This is a genomic window from Arthrobacter sp. OV608 (genome assembly GCA_900110595.1).
Lineage (GTDB): Bacteria > Actinomycetota > Actinomycetes > Actinomycetales > Micrococcaceae > Arthrobacter.
In genome coordinates this window covers 189,755-207,240 of record FOEZ01000002.1, presented here as the reverse complement: position 1 = coordinate 207,240, position 17,486 = coordinate 189,755, and the positions used below count along the sequence as shown (strand labels likewise).

Genomic DNA, 17,486 nt, shown 5'->3' with positions numbered 1-17,486 from the left:
TCCTGGTGGTGCTTTTACTGCCGGCCGCGGCGGGCCATCCCCGGGTGCGTGGGAGGTGACGTACGACGGCGGCCGCGGGCCGCCGTCGTACCTTACGGTTCCTGCCACCCGCCTGCTCAGGCGCTGACGGACATGCCCAGGGCCGGCATGGCGCCTTCCTTGTCAGGCGTGCCGGGCTTGCCCGTGGGCTCCTTGGGTGGGGCGTCCATAACCCCCGTGGGCATGGCCGCTGCAGCGGGCTGCTTGTGGCCGTTGGTTGTCACGCTCCCGGCCATGGTTCCGGTTGGCATGTCCACCGTTTCGGGGACCACTGCCGCGGAGGCTGCGTCCGCGCCGGCCTCCTCCGCCATGGCGGCAGCACCTGAAGCGCCGGTGGAATCTTCGGTCAGGAACGGGCTGTTCTGCCACATGTGCCACAGCGCGTTGTCCGTGCCCCGGACGAAGACCTCCAGCCGGCCGTCGGCGTTGTTCCCCACGGTGATGTTGGAGGTGAGGATGCCGCCCAGGGACGCCCAGCCGGACCAGCCGCTGTTGGGGGCCGTTTGCCACATGTGCCACAGGGCGTTGTCGGTGCCGCGGACGAAGGCCTCGAGGCGGCCGCTCGCGTTCCTGCCTACGGCGATATCGGAGGTGAGGATGCCGCCCAGGGAGGCCCAGCCGGACCAGCCGCTGTTGGGTGCTGTCTGCCACTTGTGCCACAGGGCGTTGTCGGTGCCGCGGACGAAGACCTCGAGCCGGCCGTCGGCGTTGCTGCCGGTGGTGATGTTGGAGGTGAGCACGCCGCCCAGGGACTGCCAGCCGGCCCAGTTGCCGTTGGGTGCTGTCTGCCACCGGTGCCAGAGGGCGTTATCCGTGCCCCTCGCGAAGATTTCGAGGCGGCCGTCGGCGTTCCTGCCCACGGAAATTTCGGAGGTGATCACGCCGCCCAGGGAGGCCCAGCCGGCCCAGTTTCCGTTGGGCGAAGTCTGCCACCGGTGCCACACAGCGCCATCGGTACCGCGGGCGAAGACCTCGAGGCGGCCGTCCGCGTTGCGTCCGGTGGCCGGCGGGCCCGTGATCACGCCGCCCAGGGAATTCCAGCCGGACCAGTTGCCGTTGGGGGTGGTCTGCCACATGTGCCAGAGCGCGTTGTCGGTGCCGCGGGCGAAGATTTCCAGCCGGCCGTCCTGGTTGTTGGCCACGGCGATCTCGGTGGTGATCACGCCGCCCAGGGAGGCCCAGCCGGACCAGTTTCCGTTGGGCGCGGTTTGCCATCGGTGCCACACAGCCCCGTCGGTGCCCCGGACGAAGGCTTCCAGCCGGCCATCCTTGTTGTTGCCCACGGAGATGTCCGAGGTGAGCGTGCCGCCCAGGGAGTTCCAGCCGGACCAGGCCTGCGGTGCTGCCGGGTACAGCGCCCGGTATCCGTCGATGTCGTCCTGGGTGAGGGCGCGTTTGGTGAAGTTGGACGCCACGGTGGGTGCCATCACGGAATTCGCAACGCTCGAGTGCAAGAGGCCCACGATATGGCCGAGTTCGTGGAGTGCCACCGTTTCGATGTCGAAGGCGCTTGCCACTGCGCCCACGCTCCACACGTGCTCGCTGTCGTCGAAGTGCACCGGCTTGGGCAGCGTGTTGGTGATGACGCTGCAGCCGGGAGGGAAGTCTGCGTGGGCCAGGATGCCGCCCACCATCGAGTGGTCCGGGTCCGCCGCGGGCCGCCATCCGATCCGGATGTCCGGGCTGGAACCGAGGGCCACTTCGGTGAACGTCAGTCCGCCCAGGTTTTGCCAGGTCTGGATGGCACGCCTGATGGCGTCAAACTCGGCGGTGCCGCCGACGTCGTCGGTTCCGGTGTCGAAAGCGAACGTCAGGGTTCGGTCGGCCCAGGCACACGCGGTGGAGAAGGCCAGGCCGTCGCCGCGCATGTCCGGAAGCCCGCACCGGGGCTGCATCATCGCGTCCCGGGTGGCGTCGTCGAACACGCCGGTGACCGGCAGGTGGAAGAACTCCTGGAAGTTCCTCAGGGCTCCTTCCGTGGGGTCGTCCAGGACGCCGATGTCCCGTGCGGTGGATTCGGCCAGGTAGCCGAACCGCTCAAGGTAGGCCTGGACCTTGCTGAAGCCCGGGTTGCCTTCACCCGCGGCCGTGTTTGAGACCGCCGCGAGGTACGGGGCGGCGGGGTATTGCTCGTCAGACATGAGACTCTCCTTCATCAGTTCGGATGCTTCGCAGGATCTGCAGGGCGACGTCCCTTTCACCGTCTGCCGGTTGATGGACGACGGCGGTGGCGCGGCCGGGGATGGCGACCGCAACGGTGCGGGTGCCCTCCTCTTCAAACACCACAAAGTCAGCGGATTGGCTGGCCACAGCCTCCTGCCAATGCTCGTAGCCGGGCTTGTCCGCGTAGCGGGTGAGGGGGTCGGCGAAGGGGCTGGCATCCACGGTCAGCCGCATGCCGGCGCCCTCAAGGGTGGCGGCGCCGCCCTCGATGCCGTGCTCCTCCGACGGGGCAAGCTGGGCCGGCACGTCCAGGGCCAGGCCCGCCATCCGGACCGAACTCCAGGGCTGCCTCATCACACCGGCCTCACACGCGGGGGAACCACAGGTATGAGTCCATCAGGCGCGCGTTACTGCACCGTTACTGGTCCGGCCGGGGGTGGGTGGAGAAATGCGCGGATGATGCGATGGGGTGAGCGTGCGGAGGCGGCAAGTGCCGCCGCCGCACACCCTGCTCCCTATGAATGGAGCCTAAGCCGAAGCAGTCACACTGGTGCCCGCGCCTGCCTCGTGGGTTCCGGCGTCGATCGCCCCGGGGGAGAAGACCTTTCGCATCACCAGGGTGACCAGGCCCTGCGATGCGGAACGGTCCCCGGGATCGCCGGCCTCGATGGCCAGCCCGTCCGCGATGCGCTCCACCACTGTGGACATCACCGTGGCGCTGACCTGTTCGACGAAGGCCGGGACCGCGCCGATGATGCCGCCGATGACCAGCCGGTCCGGATTCAGCGTGGTGATGGTGGCGGACAGCGCCAAACCCAGCACACGTGCGGCGGAGGTCAGGGCCGGCGTGACGGCGGGATCCCCGGCCCGGCCGGCCTCGCTGAGCGCAGTGAGGCTGGAAGGCCCGTGCCCGCTCAGGCGCTCGGCAATTGCGCGGCCCGAGCTGTACGCGGCCAGGCAGCCGTGGCGGCCGCACCGGCACAGCGGACCGTCCTCCGCCATCCGGATGTGCCCGATGTCGCCGGCCGCGCCGCGGGCTCCGCGCAGGATGGACCCTTCCACCACTATGCCGCAGCCGATGCCCGTTCCCACTTTGACGTACACAACTGTTTCCGCGTCGCTGACGCGTTCGCCCAGCGCGGCCGCCCGGGCATCATTTTCGACGGCGAAGGGCACATTCCAGGCGTCTGTTACCGCCCGTGCCACGGCGTCGCGGGGCCAGCCGGGGATGGTGGTGGCGTGCGCAACGTAGCCCGTCTCCGCCTCAACCGGTGTGGGCAGGCTGACGCCCACCCCCACCAAAACCTCGCCGGACCCCTGGGCCAGCAGGGCTTTCCCCGCGTCAATGAGGGGCGCCAGCACGGACCCGGCCGGGCCACTGATGTCCTGGGTGCTGGTGATCGAGCGCAAGGCCTCGCCGCGGATATCCGTGACACACACCGTGGCATGCGTCTGGCCAAGGGCGATGGTGAGCACCACCCGGCCCCGGTCATCGAACCGGATCTTGCGCGAGCGGCGTCCGCCCGTGGCCTCCAAGGATTCGGCCTCGTAGATGAATCCACGGCGCAGCAGGCTCTCCAGCCGCTCGTACAAGGTGGCGCGGGACATGCCGGTGGCGGCCAGCAACTGCTGGCGGGACAGCCCGCCGGTGGACCGGATCAGCTCCAGGAGGTGCCCGTGAGAGGTCGCCCCGCCCAGGCTCGCCGGCACCCGTTCCACCGTCATGTCGTCCTCCCGTTTTTCCTCAAAACAACTTACTTTATACGGGGAAGGAAGCGTGTGCCCTGATCCAATCCCGCGCGAGCTGCTCAGCGGAGTCCTCCAGCAGGCCCGCCGCCTGCGCCATGCAGCGGGCAACATCCGGTTCACGCTCGGTGAGGGCGTAAGCCTGGCTGATGCCCTTTTGGGCCAGCTCGCTGCGTCCCAGGCGCCGCTGCCCGCACACTGCCACGGTGGGAACACCCGCTTCCCACGCCGCCTGGGCGACGCCCGCCACCGCCTTGCCGTTGAGGGTCTGTTCATCAAGGCAGCCCTCCCCGGTCACCACCAGGTCGGCGCCGGTCAGGGCCGCCAGGGCATGGCGGTACCCCGCGATGTCCATTACGACGTCGATCCCCGCCCTGGTGGTGGCACCCAGGATGCTTTGGGCGGCAAAGCCCAGGCCGCCGGCTGCCCCGGCGCCTGGCACGTCCTCGGCCCCGGCGGGGACCCCGGCTGCCTGCAGGACCTGCACGTAGTGCCGGAGTCCTTCTTCCAGCAGTTCCACGTCCGCCGCGGTAGCGCCCTTTTGCGGCGCATAGACGGCGGCGGCCCCGTTGGGACCCAGGAGCGGATTGTCCACATCCGCGGCCAGGATGATCCGGCAGCCGGCCAGCCGCGGATCAAGCGTGTCGAGGCCGACGGCGGCCAGGCCGGCCAGTGCCGAGCCGCCGCGTTCCAGCGGTGACCCGTCAGCCCGCGAGAGGGTAGCGCCGAGCGCCTGCAGGAAACCGGCGCCACCGTCCGTGGTTGCACTGCCGCCAAGGGCCAGGACAATGGTCCGGGCACCCGCATCAAGGGCCGCCCGGACCAGCTCGCCGGTGCCGAACGTGGTGGCGAACAGCGGATCCGGGACCCCTCCGGGAAGCTGAAGCAGCCCTGACGCCCGGGCCATTTCCACAACGGCGGTACCGTCGTCGCGGTTCAAGGCAAATGAGGATTCCACCCGCTGCGCGCCCGGTCCCGTGACCGTCGTCGTTATTTCCTCAAAACCCGCGTTCAGCGCCACCGCAACGGTGCCGTCACCGCCGTCGGCTATGGGAAGCGCCACCACGTCCGTCCCGGGACGGGCCCTTTTGATGCCTGAGGCCACTGCCGCGCAGACTTCGGCGGCCGTAAGGCTGCCCTTGAACTTGTCACACGCCACCAGCACTGGGGTCACGGGCGGCCCAGCCATTCCAGGGCAGCCGCCGCCGTCCATGCCTGGGCCAGGCTGCCCAGGGGCTCCGCCGTGAACGGCTCATAGTATTCGGCGAACGTGAGGTCGGACAGCTGCTGCAGGGACTCGGTGCGCAGAGCCTCGTAGAGGTCCCGCTGCCCGTCGCGGGCGCTGGCCCAGCCCAGCAGCAGGTTCAGGAACGGCCACACCGGGCCGCGCCAGTACGTCCGGGGCCTGAACGCCGCGCTGGCGGGCGAGGTGGACGGCGGCAGGGCAAACTTCATGCCGGGAAACCCCATCCAGTCCTTGCCCAGCAGCAGTTCGCGTTGGCTGGCCAGGAGTGCCGTGTCGCCGCCGGCCACCAGCGGCGCGAAACCGGAGACCGTTTCGGTGGAAATCCACTTGCCGGCCAGGACATCGTAGTCCCTGGCCAATCCCGTTTCCGGATCCACGGTGGAAGCCACGCCGCGACGGAAGCGCGCGGCCATTTCACGCAGTTCAGCGGCCTCGGGGCGGCCGATCTCCTGGGCCAGGGTGGCGAGGACCTCGGTGGACGCTGCCATGATTCCGGAGAAGAAGACGTCCCGAACCCGGAAGTCCACGATCTCCTGGACGGCCTGGTCATCAAAGCCCACGGACGCCATCTGTTGGACCAGCCACAGATACTTTGCGTACTCGGCATCGTCCGGGCGCTCCCTAAGATCCGCCACATGGAGGGTGTCCCGGCGGGTGAAGGGCTCCAGCTCGCCGGGCTGGATGGCCGCATACGGGCCGTCCCAGCGTGGTGAATTGTCAAAGCCCGATTCCCAGCCGTGGTGGATCTCCACCAGGCCCACCCCGTCCGGATCGCGGACCTCGGCCAGCCAGCGGTGCCAGGCCAGCCAGCCGTCGAAGGACTCGCGAAGGAATTCTTCGGCCGCCGCCTGGTCGCTGCCGCCGTTCTCCCGGCCCCGGTCCAGGATGTGCTGGAGGGCGATCACGTGCACGGGCGGCTGGCAGATGCCGCTGCTCTTGACACCCTCCGGGAGTGCCTCGGCGGTGACTGTGCCCCAGCGGTCGAAGCCCGGGAAGTAGCGCTCTTCGTCGTCGCTGAACACAATATGGGGGATCATTCCGCTGGACCACTGCGCGGCCAGCAGGGTCCGCAGTTCGGTGATGGCGCGGGGTACGCTCACCCTGGCGAGGCCGATCGCGACGAACGCCGCATCCCAACTCCACATGTGGGGATAAAGGTCCGGCGCCGCCGTCGTCATGGTGCCCAGGTCGTTGCGCCGGAGCACTTCCATCGCCGCAGCGCGGAGCTCGTCGGTGCTGACGTGGGGGTGGGCGTTCATTTAGTTGGCCTCCAGTGCCATTGAGGTTTCGCGGTCGTAGAAGCGCATCGTGTTGGGGGAGAAGCCCAGCCAGATGGTCTGGTGCGGTGCGGTCCGAAAGCTCGGCGGGGCCTGGACCTTGAGGGTCTGGCCCTCCACGTCCACGGTGAGCAGGATGGTGGAGCCCATCGGTTCCACCACCAGCACCGTGGCGGCGATGTACCCGGACTCGCGGTCCTTGGCCACGGACACGTTTTCGGCCCGGACACCCAGGACAATGTTGTGGTTCCCGAAGGACCGGAGCAGGGACGGCGCCATGAGCCGCTGGTCCCCGACCACCAGTTCGCCGTCAGGGGTCACTGCGGCATCCACGAAGTTCATGGGCGGGGAGCCGATGAAGCCGCCCACGAAGCGGTCGCTCGGGGCGTCATAGACATCCAGCGGATCGCCGAGCTGGGCAATCCGGCCCTTGCGCATGACGGCAACCTGGTCGCCGAGGGAGAGTGCCTCGCTTTGGTCGTGGGTGACGTAGACCGTGGTGGTGCCCAGGTCCTGCACGATCTTCTTCAGCTCCGACCGGAAGTTCAGGCGCAGCAGGGCGTCAAGGTTGGACAGCGGCTCATCCATGAGCAGCACGTCCGCGTCCACCACGATGGCCCGGGCCACGGCCACCCTCTGGCGCTGGCCGCCGGAGAGCTTAGCCGGCAGCCGGTCCAGGTACGGGGTCAGCTGCAGCAGGTCCGCAGCCCACTGGACTTTCTTGTCGATTTGCTCCTTCGGCACCTTGGCCATCTGCAGCCCGAAGCCGATGTTGTAACGGACGGAGCGGTGCGGGAAAACGGCGTAGGACTGGAACACCATGGAGATGTTGCGCTTGTTCGGCGGCAGGTAGGTGACGTCGCGCCCGCCGATGGAGACCGCGCCGGAGTCGGGCAGTTCAAGCCCGGCCAGCATGCGCAGCAGCGTTGTTTTGCCGCAGCCGGACGGGCCCAGGAGCACCGTGAAGCTGCCGTCGGCAATGTGCAGGGAGACGTCGTCGGTGGCCCGTTCGGTGCCGCCTGGGTATGTCTTGACGAGGTTGGAAATGGTGATATCAGCCATGGGATCGGCTCCTTGGGGGATTCTGGAAGCTGGGAAGTTTGTGGATGCCGGGAGGACCCGGCTGGCCGGGTCAGCGGATGGTGGAGCCCCACATGTTGGTGAGGTACCGGCGCATGAAGGCGATGAAGATGATGGACGGGATCACCAGCGCGAAGCCGCCGGCAAACCGGTAGGCCAGCGGCGAATCGGCCAGCGAGGTGAGCACCTGGGCCGGCAGGGTGCGGTGGTCCAGGGTGAGGATCGATGCGCCGAGGACCTCGTTCCAGGACATCACGAACGTGAAAATCGAGGCGGCGGCGATGCCGGGAAGGGCCATGGGCATCACCACCCGCATGAAGGCGCTGAACGGGCTACAGCCGAATACCCGGGCCGCCTCCTCTACGTCATGCGGGACGCCAAGGAACACGCTGGCGGATATGAGGATGGTGGTGGGCAGTGCCAGTGCGGTGTGCAGCAGGATCACGCCGTAGGTGGTGTCGTAGATGTCCACGGTGAGGAAGAGCCTGGCGAGCGGGACGGACAACACCACGATGGGCAGGGCGCGGGTGAAGAGCAGGAACAGCTGGTACGGCTCCTTGCCGGGAAAGGCGAACCGGGCCAGGGCGTAACCGGCCGGGACGCCGATCAGCGCGGAGAGCAGCAGGGTGCCGACGCCGACAATCAGCGAGTTGCCGAGTGCACCGAAGACGCCGGTGGAGCCAAGGAACGCGTTGAGCGTTTCCAACGAGAAGCTGGTGGGCAGCAGGCTCAGCGGGAACTTATTGAGGGATTCGCGGGTGGACAGCGCCGCCAGGGAGATCAGGTAGATGGGGACCAGCATGAACAGGGAGACGGCGAGGCAGGCGAGCTGCAGCAGGACCCTGTTCCGTTTCTGGCGCTTCAGCGGTGCGGTATCGACTGTTGCGTTGGCTGCGGTTGCCTGGCTCATCGGGTGCCTTCCTGAGTCTTGTCGCGGAGAGCCCGCAGGTAAAAGATGGACGTCAGCATTGACACAGCCAGGATCACCAAGGCCAGGGCGGCAGCGACATTGGGGTTCTGCAGCCCCGTGTACCAGCGGTAGGTTTCACCCACCACCAGCGGAAAGTTCTGCCCGGTCAGGGCCTGTGCCACCGCGAACGTCTGGAACGCCAGGATGGTGCGGAGGATCAGGGCCACCTGGAGGCTGGGTTTCAGGAGAGGCAGGGTGACGTGGCGCAGGCGTTGCCAGAACGTTGCCCCGAATACCTGGGCGGCCTCGTCGTAGTCCTTCGGGATGCCCTGCAGGCCTGCCACGACGATCACCAGCACGAGCGAGGTTGCCCGCCACAGTTCTGCGATCAGGACACAGATGAACATCGTGGTCTGGTTGTCATAGGCCAGCCAGGAGATGCCCTCGATGCCAAGCCATGACAGGGCCGAGTTCAGGTAGCCGCGGTCATTGAAGATGGAGAGCCATACCAGGCCGGCGGCGAGGTCGCTGAGGGCCAGGGGGATGGCCCAGACAAAGAAGTGGACCTTGTTCAGCCGCGGATTGGCGCGCAGGAGCAGCGCCATGGTGATGGCGAAGGCGAACTGGATGGGGATCATCACAGCGATCAGCAGCAGCGTGTTGCGCACGGCCGGCCAGAAGTACGGGTCCTGGACCATGCGGTTCACGAACTCGAGGGTGAAGCCTTGCTCGTTCCGGAAGGCTTGCAGGACGCCTTCCACCACAGGCCAGCCCAGGAGGAGGGTCATGAAGAGGATGGAGGGCCCGATCAGCCAGACCGCGGCCGGGACGCGGCGGCGCCGCGCGGGGGCGGCGGCTTTGGCGGGAGCCGGGGGCGCTTGGACGGTCATTACGCTACCTCGCATTTCGCGGAGACGGGATCGGGCGCCCAGCACGGGACGTTGAGTTCCTGGACGATGGTGTTCAATTCCTTCGCCTGCCGGTCCAGGACAGGCTGGATGTCCTGGTTGTTCAGGCAGACTTCCTGGAAAACGTTCTTGAAGATCTGGGACACCTCACCCTCCTTGGCTCCCAGGCCCACTGGCGGCAATGCCAGCAGCGCGCCCTCGGACCGCTGCTGCAGCCGGACGGCCCCGGCTTCGAGGGCGATGGCGCCGGCCAGGTCCGTGGGGAGTTCGGTCTGGACGGTGGGGAAGAAGGCATTCTGCCGCAGGGTTTCCACCTGGGTCAGCGGTTCGGACAGGCCGCGGATCACCTGCTCGGCCAATTCGCGTTCGGTTCCACCCGTGGGCAGGGCGAGGCCGGCCACGATCAGCATGTAGCCACGGCCTTTGGGGCCTTGGGGGGCAGGCACCATGAGCCACTCGCCGGGGTTGTCCGCTGGGGCCTTGATCAGCCGGGCCACGTGGTCCCACGCCACCAGCACTTCGCCCCGGCCCAGGGGTTCCTGCATGGCGTCGAAGTTAGTGGATGCAGGCACCATGTTGTCCCACAGGTCCTGCATGTATTTCCATGCCTCCACGGCGTCAGGGCTGCGGAACGTGGTGATCTGGCCGCCCGTGAAGCTGGGCAGCAGGAATCCCTGGTAGAAGCGGTGGTGCAGGCCCTTGGGGCCGGCCGGCATGCCGAACACGGGGCGTCCGGCGCCCTGCTTGGCTGCCTTGGCCCACGCCAGGTAGTGCTCATAGCTGAGGTTGTTGACGTCCACTCCGGACGGCAGCCATTCGAGGGCCTTCTTGTTAATGGCCACAACATAGGTTGCCTGCATCCAGGGGACGTACTTCGCCGAGGAGGTGCCCGCCTTGGTTAGTTCCAGGATCTCCTTGGCGAACCCGCGGCCGGCCAGGTCCGAGAGGATGCTGTCCACGTTCTCCAGCGAACCTGCCAGCGGCGCCAGCTCACCGTGTAGCCCGCCGAGCAGCGAGGTGCGGATGTTCTGGGCGGACGTCTGGGTTTTCACCGTGGAGGCGAAGACGCTGGGATCGACCGCGTTATAGGCGACGGGCACCCGGAGGGATTTCTTCAGGACTTGCTCATAGCGCTGCTTTTCCTCGACAGGCGTGAACTGCGTGGACAGGAAACTCACGGTTCCGCTGCCGGCGGCTGCTCCGCTGGTATCGAAGCCTGCACATGCGGACAGGAAAGGGGCCGAGAGGGCTGCCCCCAGGCCGGCCAGCAGCATGCTGCGGCGGGAGGGCAGGTGGTTTGGGGAGGGGAATTGGTGGTTCATGCACTACTCCATTCGAGTGCGCGGCTCTGCGGCACTTTCGTTTAATCATTAGACAGAAGTTTGAATGTGTCAAGGGTCACGACGTATTGAGGGTGCGGCCGGCCGCCCAGGCGGTGCCGGGTGCGGCCGCGCGGCACCTCTTACGGTTCCAGGAGGCTCCGGCCACCGAACGGCCTCACGGGGTTTCATTCCCCACCCGTTCCCTACCCTCGCAAGCTCGGCCAGGGATCCCTGCAGGCGTGGCCCCAGGCTCAACCAAGGGCCGGTGGGTACAATCGACGCCTAGACGAACGAACACTGCTTTGCCGGAGGTACGGAGAAACAATGTCGGAATGGCTCGAAGTCGGCGCGAACAACTATGTGCTGGTCACCGAAGGATCGCTGCTGAACACCGGACTGATCGTGGGATCCGAGCGGGCCATGGTGATCGATACCGGCTGCGGCCCCCGGCAGGGGCGGGAGATCCTGGACGCGGTGCGGGAGAAGACCCAGCTGCCGGTCGTCGTCGTCAACACCCACGCGCATTACGACCACTTCTTCGGCAACGCCGTGTTTGCTGAAGCAGGCGTCACCGAGTTCTGGGCGCACCAGAACTGCGCCACTGAAATCGACGCGCGCGGGGACCTCCAGCGCCGCTTCGTGGGGACGCTGGAGCCGGAGATGTCCACGGGCGAAGGCGAGAACGTGGAGCTCGTGGTTCCCAACGCCCTGGTGAAGGACCAGCCGGTGCTGGTTGACCTCGGCGGGCTCACCGCCACCCTGTTCTACCTGGGCCGCGGCCATACCGACGGCGACCTGCTGGTGGGCACCCCCACCACCCTGTACGTGGGCGACCTCGTGGAGCAGGGCGCCCACCCGTCCTTCGAAGACTCGTACCCCGAGGAATGGGCGGACGCGCTCCGGCACATCTCAGCGCTCCGCCACCGCTACGAGTTCCTTATCCCCGGGCACGGGAAGCCGTGCAGCGACCAGTTCGTCAAGACCATGGCCAACACCATGACCACCGCGGTCCGCCAGGCCCGCGGGTCCATCCGGGACACCCCGGACGATGCCACCAAGGCCATCCCGGTGCTGCCCTACGGGCCGGAACAGTCGCGCTGGTTCATCAAGCGGCTGCAGGAGACCCGCCGGGAGAACTAGGCGGGCCTCCTGCACTGGCTGCCTGGTTCAGGGGCGGGCTTCGAACACGAACAGCTCCGTGCCGGCCGCTTCTTCGCCGTCGTCCGGGGCGGCGAACAGGCGCAGCACGCCGCCGTCGGACTCCAGCGCGACCGGGTTGCGGGTGATCGAGTGCCCTGCCGTGGAGAACTTCTGGAAGGGGACCTCGTGGACGATCGTTCCGTCCGTGAGGTTGGTCAGGGCGAGGCCGCCGAGCTCGAACGGCTTCCCGTCAGCAGTTTTGAGACCGGTGATGCCTGAGCAGAGCTGGTGACCGGCGCCGGCGTACTCGCAGTCCTGGTAATCGATGAAGTGGCTGGGATTGGCCTGGGTCCCCAGGAGCCGGCCCTGGTTGTTCCAGGTGAACAGCTTGCGCGAACCCCAGCTGACACCGCTGATCCGGTTGGTCTTGCGATCGGCCACCACGCCGCCCACGTGGTCCGCCTGGCGGAACTGCTCGGTGACCTCGTAGGTGTCCGGGTTGATCGTGTAAACGATGGAGCTGCTGTTGGGCCGGTACTCGGCCACCGGAACCCAGACATTCTCGCCGTCGAAGTCCGTACCACCGGGGTGATAGATGCTGTCCTCGCCCAGAACGATGTCCTTCAGCAGCTTGCCCTGCCGGTCGATGACGAAGACGTGGCCGCGGCCCTTGCCGGTGCTGCGGTCGTACCCGTCAATGGGGGAGGGATAGCGGACGGTGGGTTCGAGGATCTCGACGCTGCTGAGGAAGATCTTGTCGCCCACCAGCGACATGCCCTGCGGGTGGAAGGTGGGGAAGTCCAGCTTGAGCTTTTGGACCTGGTCCCACTGGGTGTTGCGGTCCACCTTGGTGAAGGCCTCTGCTTCTGCTGTGAGGCCGTCCGGGTTTTGCCCGTTGGTGGCCACAGCGGAGGTTCCGGCGGTCAGGGTGGCGGCGGCGACTGCGGCGGTGGCCAGGGCGCGCTTCATCTTCATGTCTGCTCCAGGTGCGTTGGGGTGGCCCGGGTGCCGGGCGCGATCCAACGTAGCGGCCCTGGGTGGCACAACAGACAACGGCAGGTGTCAGGCGGGTGAAGCAACCGGCCAGCCCGGGCATCCCACGGGAGTCAGCTCTGGCGGACGTAGGCCCCGGTACGGCAGAGGCTGTCCAAATAGTCAGCCAAAGCAACAGGTTCGCCTTCGGGGCCGGCAATCATCAGGCTCCCGTGCGGGGTGAGGACCAAACCATCGCCGCGGGGTTCTTCCGCAACTTTCAGGGCGCGGATGAACTGCTCATAGCTGTCAGCCACGCTCGGGCAGCGGACAGGCACCAGCCTGTGGGCGTTGCCTGTGACCTGCACGGGATGGTTGCGGGCCAACCGGCCTGAGCCGTCCAGCACCACCTCGGCCACCGCGGTGTTGGGGGCCGTTTCCGCCAGCGCACCTTCCAGTTCCAGCCTGCCCAGGACGTAGGCGGGGGCCCATTGCCGCCCGTGTGGGTCGGTGACCGGGATAGGCCTCACTCCGGCGGCCCGTAGCGTCGCTACCACCGTTCCAACAAGCTCAGCGAGGCGCGGTTCCACCCGCATCCGCAATTGGTGGCCGGAAACCGGGAGCAAATCGACGAGGGGCGGCGGGGTGGCTTCGTGCCGGTGGAAAGCACGTCCGAAAAAGCCTGCCGAAATCGCCACGCCGGTCTCCTGTTCCAAGCCACGCCGCCGGCGGCTTCACACCAGAGTGAGGTGCGCCGCTGCCCGCTGTCCAGCACTTGATGCCCTAAACGTGTTTGTTGCGGCTTAGGAGTTGGGCGCGGCCGGGAGGAACCTGGAAAAGGGAATGCCCCTGTCCCGGGTAGTGGGGGCAGGGGCATTCAGTGGTTGGTGGAGTCAGCTCGCTGCTGAGGCGCCGGGCTCCAGGGTGAACTGCTTGGGCAGCTTCAGGGACCGCTCGGCCATGACCTCGCGCAGGCGGTTGGGGTAGTCGGTGATCAGTCCATCCACGCCGGTGTCCATGAGGGCGCGCATGGTGGGCTTGTCATCGACGGTCCAGGGGATGACCTGCATGCCTTTGGCGTGGGCGCGGTTCACCATGTCGGCCGTGACGTAGGGGACGTAACCGGCGTCGGTGACGGTGCCGTTCTGGGGCGTGCCGTGAACAGGGGAGATGGCGTCCACGCCGAGGGAAGCGGCTGAGTCCACGAGGTCACCGCCGAAGTCATCCGAGTCGATCCCGCCGAGCCACGGTGAGGCTCCGGGCTTGCCGGCCTGCAGGAAGTCCTTGTTGGTCAAGGCGACGGTCCGGATGCCGGGCTGGCGTTCCTTCACCAGGCGCAGTGAGCCCCAGTCGAAGCTCTGGATGGAGACGCGGCCGGCCATGTTCGCGGCGTTGATTTCGCGCAGTGCGACGTCCACGAACTGCTCGCGCGGTGCCGTTTGCTCCGGGGCGCCCGCTTCAACTTTGGTTTCGATGTTGAACTTGACCTGGCTGGCACGGTACTGCCGGGTGAGGTCGAAGACCTCGGCGAGTGTGGGCATCTTGGCGCCGGGGGATGCCTGCTGGCCCGGGAACTGGGGCAGGGTCAGCGACCCGCAATCCAGGCTGCGGACCTGGGCGAAGGTGAGGTCCTTGATGTATTTGCCCACGTACGGGAACTGCGGATCTGCCGGGGTGACCGGGGCGGTGTCCTGGCACTTCTGGCCGCTGATCTTGCGGTCATGGGTGACGACTTCGCGGCCATCCTTGGTGATCTGCAAGTCGAGTTCGAGGGTGCTCACCCCTGTTTCGAGCCCCTTGGCGAAGGAGGCCAGGGTGGATTCGACGGTGAGGCCGAGTCCGCCGCGGTGAGCCTGCAGGTCGAAATGGTTGTCCGTGCCGTTGGGGTTGGTGTCCGCTGCCTGTGCGGGAAGGGGTGTTCCCAGGGCCAGGCCGGCAGCGAGTGCAGCCGCGGTCAGCAGCTTGGTGTGCTTCATGGTGAATTCTCCACGTTGATGTCATCGGTAATGAGCACGCACCACTGTTCACCCCCGTTCAGTACCGAAGAAAGCCGGCAGGCAGCGGTCAGGTGACAGGGCGGTGAACGTGATGCGAACCACGCCGCCCTGCGCGCTCCCCCTGATAACGCGGGCGTACGACGGCGGCCGCGCGCCGCCGTCGTACGCCGTGCGCTCAGAGCGTCCTCGGTTACTCTCCTATTCACTCTGGTAGGTGAATCAGAAGGCCAGACCTCGGGCTCGCCAAGAGGGCTCCGGCGGCCTTTTCTGCCTCATATTGCCGGGCTCCTGATCTTTTCGGGCAGGGATAGTTGGGTTGCGTGAACCCTGTTCGCCATACCGTAGAAGGGAAGGGGGAGGATGCCGTGCAGGAATGGAACCGGGCCGTTGAGCTCATTGAGGCGGACCTGACCGCGCCGGTCGACGTCGGCGCGCTGGCCCGCGTCGCGCTCACGTCGGAATACCACTTCCGGCGGATGTTCGCCTCGCTGGCCGGCATGCCCGTCTCCGAGTACATCCGGCGCCGGAAGCTCACAGCTGCGACGGCCGAAATCATCGCGGGCCAGGGGGTGCTGGACGTCGCAACACGGTACGGGTACGGGTCCGCCGAGGCGTTCACCCGGGCCTTCAAAGCCATGCATGGGCTTAGCCCCTCACAGGCACGCCGCCCCGGCGCCGTGCTCCACTCACAACCGCAATTGAGATTCCACCTTCGAATTGAAGGGAGCGCAGGCATGAAACACCAGATCGTCAAGAAGGAGGCCTTCCGCCTGATTGGCCTCAGGACACGGATCCGGCTCGTCTATGAAGGACCAAACCCAGGTATAGAGGCGTTCGAGCGGGGACTGGACCCCTCGGTGCGGCCACGCCTGGCCGAGCTCTCCGACACCGAGCCGCTCGGTCTCGTGGCGGTCACCGAGAACATCGAGGAGCCGGGTACCGAGGGGAGCGAACTGGATTACTGGCGTGCCGCGGCATCGTCGCAGCCGGTGCCGGAAGGATTTGACTCCAAGGAAGTCCCGGCCGGCCTGTGGGTGGTCTTCGAGACTGAGGGAAAGTTCCCCGAGGCCCTGCAAAAGCTGTGGGCCGACGCCGCGGCCGAATGGTTCCCCGCCAACCCCTACCTATGGGCGCCAGGACCACAACTGCTGAGCGTCCAGCCGGAACCGTACGGTTCGAGGGGCCGCGGACAGCTGTGGATACCGATCGAAGCGAAAACTGCTCCGCCTGCCGCCTAGCAGCGCCAGCGTACGGGCTGGTGCTGCCAGGCGGCCGGCAGAGTCCTTGAATCCCAGGGACGAGCTGGAACCGCTGGCGCTTTAGCGACCTGTCAGGGCTGGCTGTGCTTTTGCATGGTCATCCTGCGGGGTTTCCACTGAGCCGACCATCGCCAGGCTCAGCTCCTGCGGACCGGTCACGGTAAGGGTTACCGCCGCGGCCGTGATGGGCAGCGGAACCGCCATGATGCCCTGTTGGCCGGAGATCTCCAGCACTCCGGCGTCGATGAGGACGCGGACGTCTGTCCCCTCAGCAACCGGGAGGAATACCCCGTTGAAGTCGGCGTTTCCGGGCGCCGTCACCTCCAGGCCGGCCCCGTTGTGGCGAAGCGCGGCCAGCTGGCCGTCCGGGCTCCCGAAGCAGATGACCGTCCCAGCGGCGACTGTACAGCGAAGGTCCGCGCCGCCGTCGAGCACGGTTTCATAGGCACCGCCGCCCAACTGCTCCACGCGCGCGGCCTGCGTGTAGTTGGCGAGGTCGGCGTGGGCGGTGGCCACCAGGGTGTCGCCGTCCAAGGTGAGTGTGTGCGGGACGCTGAGGGCGCTGGCCCACTGGCCGTCGGGGCTGATGACGCCGCGGACCCAGAAGATCAGTGCCGGCACACCGTCCTTGTCCCGGAAGAAGGAGGGCGCGTAGTAGCTCTTGCCGTAGCTGAGCTGGCCCCAGGAACGTGCGGTGAACGTGCCGTCGGAGTAGCTGCCCACCCCGTAGGCCACGTAGTGCAGGACATCGTCCTCCCAAATGGACGTGACCAGCACGTGCGAGCCATCAATCTCGAACAGCTGCGGGCACTCCCACATGGTGCCGGTCCACACCGGTTCCATCTCGGCGCCGGAACGCTGCGCGGCGATGCCGTCCAGGGTCCACTGCTTCAAATCAGGGGAACTGTAGGAGACGGCGGCTGCCGTGCCGCCCTCAAGCCCGGCGCCCACGAACATGCGCCACTGCCCGCCGTCGCGAAACACGAACGGGTCCCGGTAGGCCACCACGCCCAGCTCGGGGGCGGTCATCAACTTTCCGCCCTTGGTCCAGCTGTTCCAGGAAGCGTCGTCCGGGGTGGCGGTCCGCACGGTGCCGATGCCGAGGTCCGGCTCTGCGACGGAAGTGTAGAACATGGTGGCGGCGCCACCGGCGTCGGTCACGATGGAACCGGACCAGACGCCGTCGTCCCCGTCACCAGGCGCGACGGCGACACCCTGCTCCGTCCAGGCGACCATGTCCGGGGACGTGGCATGGCCCCAGTGGCAGTTGGACGCCCAGGTGGTGCGGCCGGGGACGTACTGGTAGAAGAGGTGGTACTGGCCGTCCTTCCACGTAACGCCCAGGGGATCGTTGATCCATCCCTCGGCGGCAGTGAAGTGGAAAGCGGGCCGCAGTTCGTGCGCATTCATGCTGGTCCTCGTTGTTT

Annotated in this window: 15 protein-coding genes; 2 read left to right on the top strand and 13 right to left on the bottom strand. The window is 67.2% G+C overall.

Annotated elements, in window-relative coordinates; genetic code table 11:
* Positions 1–116: 116 nt before the first annotated feature.
* The 9 genes from BMX78_RS03735 to BMX78_RS03695 form a co-directional block, all read right to left on the bottom strand.
* A complete protein-coding gene (locus BMX78_RS03735) occupies positions 117–2,180 on the bottom strand; it encodes a DUF8189 domain-containing protein (RefSeq protein WP_170850673.1) in 2,064 nt (687 codons plus the stop codon).
* Positions 2,173–2,556 (bottom strand): hypothetical protein, encoded by a 384-nt coding sequence (locus BMX78_RS03730; protein WP_091416554.1) that lies wholly within the window; start codon positions 2,554–2,556, stop codon positions 2,173–2,175. Before BMX78_RS03730 ends, BMX78_RS03735 begins: the two co-directional genes overlap by 8 nt.
* 174 nt (positions 2,557–2,730) lie before the next feature.
* Positions 2,731–3,927 (bottom strand): ROK family transcriptional regulator, encoded by a 1,197-nt coding sequence (locus tag BMX78_RS03725; RefSeq protein WP_170850672.1) that lies wholly within the window; start codon positions 3,925–3,927, stop codon positions 2,731–2,733.
* A 34-nt stretch (positions 3,928–3,961) separates the two neighbouring features.
* On the bottom strand, positions 3,962–5,122 hold the full coding sequence (locus BMX78_RS03720; protein WP_286138764.1) for a glycerate kinase: 1,161 nt from the start codon (positions 5,120–5,122) through the stop codon (positions 3,962–3,964).
* Positions 5,119–6,453, bottom strand: coding sequence for a glucosylglycerate hydrolase (gene ggh, locus BMX78_RS03715; protein WP_091416548.1), 1,335 nt, complete (start codon positions 6,451–6,453; stop codon positions 5,119–5,121). Before ggh ends, BMX78_RS03720 begins: the two co-directional genes overlap by 4 nt.
* On the bottom strand, positions 6,454–7,533 hold the full coding sequence (locus tag BMX78_RS03710; RefSeq protein ID WP_091416545.1) for an ABC transporter ATP-binding protein: 1,080 nt from the start codon (positions 7,531–7,533) through the stop codon (positions 6,454–6,456).
* 70 nt (positions 7,534–7,603) lie between these two features.
* On the bottom strand, positions 7,604–8,461 hold the full coding sequence (locus tag BMX78_RS03705) for a carbohydrate ABC transporter permease (protein WP_091416544.1): 858 nt from the start codon (positions 8,459–8,461) through the stop codon (positions 7,604–7,606).
* A complete protein-coding gene (locus BMX78_RS03700) occupies positions 8,458–9,351 on the bottom strand; it encodes a carbohydrate ABC transporter permease (protein ID WP_091416541.1) in 894 nt (297 codons plus the stop codon). Before BMX78_RS03700 ends, BMX78_RS03705 begins: the two co-directional genes overlap by 4 nt.
* Complete coding sequence (locus BMX78_RS03695; protein ID WP_091416538.1) at positions 9,351–10,691, bottom strand: ABC transporter substrate-binding protein; 1,341 nt, start codon at positions 10,689–10,691, stop codon at positions 9,351–9,353. The genes BMX78_RS03700 and BMX78_RS03695 overlap by 1 nt, the downstream gene beginning before the upstream one ends.
* Positions 10,692–11,015: 324 nt before the next feature.
* Between BMX78_RS03695 and BMX78_RS03690 the strand changes: the two genes are divergently transcribed.
* Positions 11,016–11,831 carry an MBL fold metallo-hydrolase gene (locus BMX78_RS03690; RefSeq protein WP_091416537.1) on the top strand — a complete coding sequence of 272 codons (816 nt, stop codon included), beginning with the start codon at positions 11,016–11,018 and terminating at the stop codon, positions 11,829–11,831.
* Between the two features lie 27 nt (positions 11,832–11,858).
* Here the strand turns inward: BMX78_RS03690 and BMX78_RS03685 are convergent, their stop codons facing one another.
* The 3 genes from BMX78_RS03685 to BMX78_RS03675 all read right to left on the bottom strand — a co-directional run bounded on the left by BMX78_RS03685 (position 11,859) and on the right by BMX78_RS03675 (position 14,779).
* Entirely contained in the window at positions 11,859–12,806 is a 948-nt protein-coding gene (locus BMX78_RS03685; protein WP_091416534.1) for a DUF6454 family protein, read from the bottom strand.
* A 131-nt stretch (positions 12,807–12,937) separates the two neighbouring features.
* On the bottom strand, positions 12,938–13,501 hold the full coding sequence (locus BMX78_RS03680; RefSeq protein ID WP_091416531.1) for a hypothetical protein: 564 nt from the start codon (positions 13,499–13,501) through the stop codon (positions 12,938–12,940).
* A 195-nt stretch (positions 13,502–13,696) separates the two neighbouring features.
* Entirely contained in the window at positions 13,697–14,779 is a 1,083-nt protein-coding gene (locus BMX78_RS03675) for a glycerophosphodiester phosphodiesterase family protein (RefSeq protein ID WP_091416529.1), read from the bottom strand.
* 386 nt (positions 14,780–15,165) lie between these two features.
* Between BMX78_RS03675 and BMX78_RS03670 the strand changes: the two genes are divergently transcribed.
* Positions 15,166–16,038 (top strand): AraC family transcriptional regulator, encoded by an 873-nt coding sequence (locus BMX78_RS03670; protein WP_091416527.1) that lies wholly within the window; start codon positions 15,166–15,168, stop codon positions 16,036–16,038.
* 81 nt (positions 16,039–16,119) lie between these two features.
* On the opposite strand, the gene BMX78_RS03665 is transcribed toward BMX78_RS03670, so the two are convergent.
* Positions 16,120–17,469 carry a glycoside hydrolase family 32 protein gene (locus tag BMX78_RS03665; RefSeq protein ID WP_091416524.1) on the bottom strand — a complete coding sequence of 450 codons (1,350 nt, stop codon included), beginning with the start codon at positions 17,467–17,469 and terminating at the stop codon, positions 16,120–16,122.
* Positions 17,470–17,486: the final 17 nt, after the last annotated feature.

Excerpts from the sequence above, each read along its gene's own strand:
- BMX78_RS03735 (WP_170850673.1), bottom strand. The coding sequence starts at position 2,180 with ATGTCTGACGAGCAATACCCCGCCGCCCCGTACCTCGCGGCGGTCTCA.
- BMX78_RS03730 (WP_091416554.1), bottom strand. The coding sequence starts at position 2,556 with ATGAGGCAGCCCTGGAGTTCGGTCCGGATGGCGGGCCTGGCCCTGGAC.
- BMX78_RS03725 (WP_170850672.1), bottom strand. The coding sequence starts at position 3,927 with ATGACGGTGGAACGGGTGCCGGCGAGCCTGGGCGGGGCGACCTCTCAC.
- ggh (WP_091416548.1), bottom strand. The coding sequence starts at position 6,453 with ATGAACGCCCACCCCCACGTCAGCACCGACGAGCTCCGCGCTGCGGCG.
- BMX78_RS03710 (WP_091416545.1), bottom strand. The coding sequence starts at position 7,533 with ATGGCTGATATCACCATTTCCAACCTCGTCAAGACATACCCAGGCGGC.
- BMX78_RS03705 (WP_091416544.1), bottom strand. The coding sequence starts at position 8,461 with ATGAGCCAGGCAACCGCAGCCAACGCAACAGTCGATACCGCACCGCTG.
- BMX78_RS03700 (WP_091416541.1), bottom strand. The coding sequence starts at position 9,351 with ATGACCGTCCAAGCGCCCCCGGCTCCCGCCAAAGCCGCCGCCCCCGCG.
- BMX78_RS03695 (WP_091416538.1), bottom strand. The coding sequence starts at position 10,691 with ATGAACCACCAATTCCCCTCCCCAAACCACCTGCCCTCCCGCCGCAGC.
- BMX78_RS03690 (WP_091416537.1), top strand. The coding sequence starts at position 11,016 with ATGTCGGAATGGCTCGAAGTCGGCGCGAACAACTATGTGCTGGTCACC.
- BMX78_RS03685 (WP_091416534.1), bottom strand. The coding sequence starts at position 12,806 with ATGAAGATGAAGCGCGCCCTGGCCACCGCCGCAGTCGCCGCCGCCACC.
- BMX78_RS03675 (WP_091416529.1), bottom strand. The coding sequence starts at position 14,779 with ATGAAGCACACCAAGCTGCTGACCGCGGCTGCACTCGCTGCCGGCCTG.
- BMX78_RS03665 (WP_091416524.1), bottom strand. The coding sequence starts at position 17,469 with ATGAATGCGCACGAACTGCGGCCCGCTTTCCACTTCACTGCCGCCGAG.